This window comes from Ferrovibrio terrae, from assembly GCF_943371255.1.
GTDB lineage: Bacteria > Pseudomonadota > Alphaproteobacteria > Ferrovibrionales > Ferrovibrionaceae > Ferrovibrio > Ferrovibrio terrae_B.
Map to the genome: position 1 here is coordinate 1 of NZ_CALRUC010000183.1, position 4855 is coordinate 4855.

Annotated in this window: 4 protein-coding genes and 1 pseudogene; 1 reads left to right on the forward strand and 4 read right to left on the reverse strand. The window is 65.6% G+C overall.

What is annotated here, in order from left to right:
* From AAG799_RS22300 to mtgA, 4 genes are all read right to left on the reverse strand, one after another.
* Positions 1-344: AMP-binding protein (locus tag AAG799_RS22300; RefSeq protein ID WP_341899275.1), on the reverse strand; the 344-nt coding region annotated here is incomplete at its 3' end.
* Positions 345-455: 111 nt separating this feature from the next.
* Positions 456-1166 carry a response regulator gene (locus AAG799_RS22305; protein ID WP_341899277.1) on the reverse strand — a complete coding sequence of 237 codons (711 nt, stop codon included), beginning with the start codon at positions 1164-1166 and terminating at the stop codon, positions 456-458.
* Complete coding sequence (locus AAG799_RS22310; RefSeq protein WP_341899279.1) at positions 1163-2695, reverse strand: ATP-binding protein; 1533 nt, start codon at positions 2693-2695, stop codon at positions 1163-1165. The genes AAG799_RS22305 and AAG799_RS22310 overlap by 4 nt, the downstream gene beginning before the upstream one ends.
* A gap of 65 nt (positions 2696-2760) precedes the next feature.
* Positions 2761-3435 (reverse strand): monofunctional biosynthetic peptidoglycan transglycosylase, encoded by a 675-nt coding sequence (gene mtgA / locus AAG799_RS22315; RefSeq protein ID WP_341899280.1) that lies wholly within the window; start codon positions 3433-3435, stop codon positions 2761-2763.
* 113 nt (positions 3436-3548) lie between these two features.
* On the opposite strand from mtgA, the pseudogene AAG799_RS22320 reads away from it, so the two are divergent.
* Positions 3549-4855 (forward strand): annotated as a pseudogene (locus AAG799_RS22320) (hybrid sensor histidine kinase/response regulator); the annotation flags it as partial.

Consider the following 4855-nt stretch of genomic DNA (forward strand, 5'->3'; position numbering starts at 1 on the left):
CCGAGATCCTTCTCGACGGATGGCCGGCAGACCACCACGCGCGGCTCGGCATCGCCGATGAAATATTCCAGTTCGGTCAGCGTATAGCCAATATTGAGCGGCAGGTAGACCGCGCCGGCGGCTACCACGCCGAGATAAAGGATCAGCGCCTCGGCCGATTTGTCGACCTGCACGGCAACTCGGTCGCCTGGCTGCACCCCGAGCGACGCCAGCGTGCCGGCGAAGCGTTCGGCCAGCGCAAAGGCATCGGCATAGCTGAATATCCGCCCCTCACCGGTCTCGATGAAGGTCTTGGCCGGATCGGCGACGCGGGAACGGATCAGGGTGTAGAGATTCTCGGACATTTTTGCTTGCGCTTCAGTTGCGGATCGGACGCCCGTACTTAATCGTCCCCGCCCCGGTCCGCGCAAGCCTCCCGGCCGGAGCCGGGCCTGTTCAGCGCGTTTTAATTGTCATCAGGGGACCGCGGTCTCCAGCTGGTCAGCCGCCAGCAGGCGGTAGCCGACCCCCAGCTCCGTCACCACATAGGTTGGCCGCGCCGGATCGCGCTCAATCCGCTGCCGCAGCTTGCGCATGAAGATGCGCAGGTAATGCACGTCCTCGGCATGTTCATCGCCCCAGACACCGCGCAGCAACTGCTCATGCGTGACCACCTTGCCGGCATGGCGGGCCAGATGCTGCAGCAGGCCATACTGCTTGGGCGTCAGCTTCACCTCCGCGCCATCCACCACCACCCGGCGGCGCGCCAGATCGACCGTCAGACCGCCCACCTCGAACAGCGGTTCGTCGGCGGCCGGCGGCGCCCGACGCATCACGGCATTCACCCGGGCGAGGAATTCGGCAATGCTGAAGGGCTTGGTCAGGTAATCGTCGGCGCCACATTCGAAGGCGCGGATTTTGTCGGCCTCGCGGTTACGCACGGTCAGTACGATCACCGGCGTCCAGCTCCATTCGCGCAGGCGACGCAGCACGTCGAGGCCATCCTGGTCGCCGAGCTGCATGTCGAGCACAACCAGGCTGATCTCTTCCTTGGCCGCAGCCTCCAATGCCTCGGCGCCAGTCGCCGCCTCGATCACGTCGAAATCGTGCATGGCCAGCGCCGGGCGCAGGAAGCGACGGATCTGCACCTCGTCGTCGACAATGAGAATCTTGCGCTTGTCACTCATGCGGCTTCCCCTTCATCTGCCACCTGCAATGTCTTGGCCGGCGGCATGCCGATATGGAAGGCGGCACCCTGCCCCGCCCCGCGGCTTTCTGCCCAGATTTCGCAGCCCGCGGCCTCGACAAAGGCCTTGCTGACCATCAGGCCGAGGCCGTTACCGGCCACCTGGCCCGACGAGGCATCCGCACGGTAGAAGGGTGCGAATATCTCCTGGACGTCACTCATCTGCAGTCCGATACCGGAATCCTGCACGCTCAGCACGACCCGATCCTGCTCGACACGCCCGCGCAGTGCGATGGTCGATCCGACCGGTGAATATTTGGCCGCGTTTTCCAGGATATTGACCAGCGCCTGCTCGATCAGCACCGGATCGGTCTGTACCATCGGCAGGTCGAGCAGATCATCCGACTCCAGGTGATGCCGCGCCAGGGCCTTCTGGCTCTGCTTCAGGGCAGCATTGGCAATATCGGCGACATCCACCGGCTCGACCTGCGGCGCCAGACGGCCGGCGCGAATGCGGGTGAGATCGAGCATCCGGCGGATATAGCGCTCCAGTCGTTCGGCTTCCTCACGGATGGTGGACTGCAACTCGGCACGGGTGGCGTCATCGCAGATCGGGCCGAATTTCTCCAGCGTGGTGACCGAGCCGAGGATCGAGGCCAGCGGGGTATGCAGGTCATGGGAAATCGAACCCAGAACCGCCTCGCGCAGGCCCTCGGCCTTGGCCTGCAGCCGCGCCTCTTCCACCCGCAATGCCAGACGCATGCGCGCCAGCGCCAGCCCGGACTGTTCCATCATGGCCGCAATCGCCAGCGGGTCGAGCCGGTCTGCCTGGCCCGGCCCCAGCACGACGATACCGAAAGGCCGGCCACCACTGCGCAGCACATAGGTTGAAGCGTCACCGTCACCGCCATCGCTTCGTTGCCAGGCCGCCTGCGCCACGGCATCTGCGGTCATCTCGCCAAACGATCCCGCGGTCGCTGCACAGGTCAGCGCCGCGCCATCGGCCAGATAGATCGCAACAGCGCAGTCCAGGCCGCGACTGAGTTCATCAGCCAGCACGGTCGGCGTTTCGGCGGGGTCGACCACGGCACTGATGCGGCGGTTAAAAGCCAGCAGGTATTCCAGCACGGCTTCGCGCCGTCGCGAGGTGGCCGCAGCGCGGCGCGCATAGCCGGCCAGCTGGCTGGAGGCGATGGCGACACCGGCGAAAACGAAGATGTCGGCAAATTCCTGCGGATCGGCATCCGGCAGGCTGAAGGCCGGGTTGTAGAACAGCACTGAACAGACCGCGAGCGCGGCCACGGCTGCGGTGAGCGACGGGATCATGCCGCCGAAAATCGCGGCGCCAAGGATCACCGGCACGAACAGGATCGAGGCCGACCTGACATCGATGGCGCGACTGAGTGCAAAAACGCCGATACCGGCGAGCCCCACCACACTGGCGGCGGCAAGGCTCTGCAGCAGAACCTTGCCCATCGGCACGCGGGCGGGTTCGTCTCCGGCCAGATGAAGGGCAGCGGGCGAAGTCATGATCAATTATCCCACAGGCCCCAGCGCCGTACAGCCCCCGGGGCGCCGACCGGCCCGGGGGTGCGTCAATTGATACAGCCAAGCTGGGTCGGGGCGAGCTGGCCCATGCGCCCCCGGATGATGCCGGTCCGGCGTTCGATATAGGCTGTTGGACTGGCCGCGTTCCAGCGATTCGGGCTGGGCAGGATGGCAGCCAGCCGGGCCGCCTGGGTATCGCTCAGCCGGCTGGCCGGGATGCCGAAATGCGCCTGTGCGGCAACCCCGGCGCCGAACAGGCCCGGGCCCATCTCGGCGATGCTGAGATAGACCTCCAGGATGCGGCGCTTGGGCCATGTGGCATCCAGGGCCAGGGCGAGCGGCGCCTCCAGCGCCTTGCGGACAAAGCCGCCGCCCGGCCAGAGGAACAGGTTGCGCGCCACCTGCATCGAAATGGTGCTGGCGCCGCGCAGACGGCCGGTTTCCTCGTAATCGTCGAGCGCGTCCTGCACGGCATCAAGATCAATGCCGCGATGCAGGCAGAAGCGGCCATCCTCCGAGGCAATGACCGCCCGGGCCAAAGCCGGCGCCACGGCCGTCAGCGGCAGTGGCCGATACTGCACGGCGCTGCCGCGCTCGACCGAGCGGATCAGCATCAGCGGAGTCGCCGGCGGATCAACAAACCGGAACAGCAGCAGGCCGCCGCCCCAGAACAGCGCCAGCGCCATCAGAAGGAGTTTCAACAGCCTGAACAGCAGCGTCATCCATCCAGCAGACCCTGCCCCGGCGGGTGCCGCAACTGTCCGGCCCGCCCCTAATCCCATAGACAGGGGCCGGCCGGGGAGATTTACTGGCCGAAACGGGGAGAAAACACCAGATGCTGCAAGGCAGCGCCATTCTGCTTCTGTCGCTCGGCTATCTCGGGCTGCTGTTTGCTGTCGCCCATCTGGGCGACCGGCTCGGCTCGCGCTGGTACAGCGGCCGCAGCGGCGCGACGATCTATGCCCTGTCGCTGGCGATCTATTGCACCTCATGGACCTTCTACGGTTCGGTCGGCCGCGCCGCCCTGTCAGGCCCCGACTTCGTCCTGATCTATGTCGGCCCGATCCTGGCGATCACCGCCGGCTATCCGGTGATGGCCAAGATGATCCGCATCGCCAAGCGCCAGAACGTGATCTCGATTGCCGATTTCATCGGCTCGCGCTACGGCAAAAGCCGCGCTGTTGCCGTGCTGGTCACTCTGCTCGCGGTGGTCGGCGTGCTGCCCTATATCTCGCTGCAGATGCAGGCGGTCAGCGTCACCTTCGAGGTGCTGGTCGGCAGCGAGATGGCGCATCTGCTCAATGCCACGCTGCCGCCACCCTGGCGCGACACCGCGATGTTCGTGGCCGGCATCATGGGCCTCTTCACCATCCTGTTCGGCGTGCGCCATGTGCAGGCAACCGAGCAGCATCGCGGCATGATGCTCGCCATCGCCTTTGAATCGCTGGTCAAGCTGGCAGCTTTCGTCGCCGTAGGCCTGTTCGTTTTTTACGGCCTGTTCGATTCCGGCAGCGACCTGCTGGCGCGGGTGGAGGCATCGCCCGGCCTGGCCGATCAGTTGAGCAAGGGGCTGGGCACCAACTGGATTGCCATGACGCTGCTCTCGGGCTTTGCCTTCCTCTGTCTGCCGCGGCAGTTCCATGTCGCCGTGGTGGAAGGCAACGACCCCAACCACCTGAAGGCCGCCCGCTGGCTGTTCCCCACCTACCTGATCGCCATCAACCTGTTCGTCGTGCCGATCGCCGCCGCCGGCCTGCTGCTGACCGAGAAAGGCACCAACCCGGACTTCTTCGTCATCACCCTGCCCCTGATGAGCAACCAGCTGGCGCTCTCGGTCTTCGCCTTCATCGGTGGCCTGTCGGCAGCGACCTCCATGGTGATTGTTGCCTGCATGGCGCTTTCCATCATGGTGTCAAACGAACTGGTCACGCCGCTGCTGCTGCGCTCGCGCGCCGGTGGTTCGCATGAAGTCGGTCAGATCGTGCTCAATGTGCGCCGCGCCGCCGTCGTCGTCATCCTGATCGCCGCCTATATCTATCACACCTGGATCGCCGGCTATCTGCCGCTCGCCTCGATCGGCATGATCTCGTTCTGCGCGGTGGCCAACTTTGCCCCGCCGCTGCTGCTTGGCCTGTACTGGCG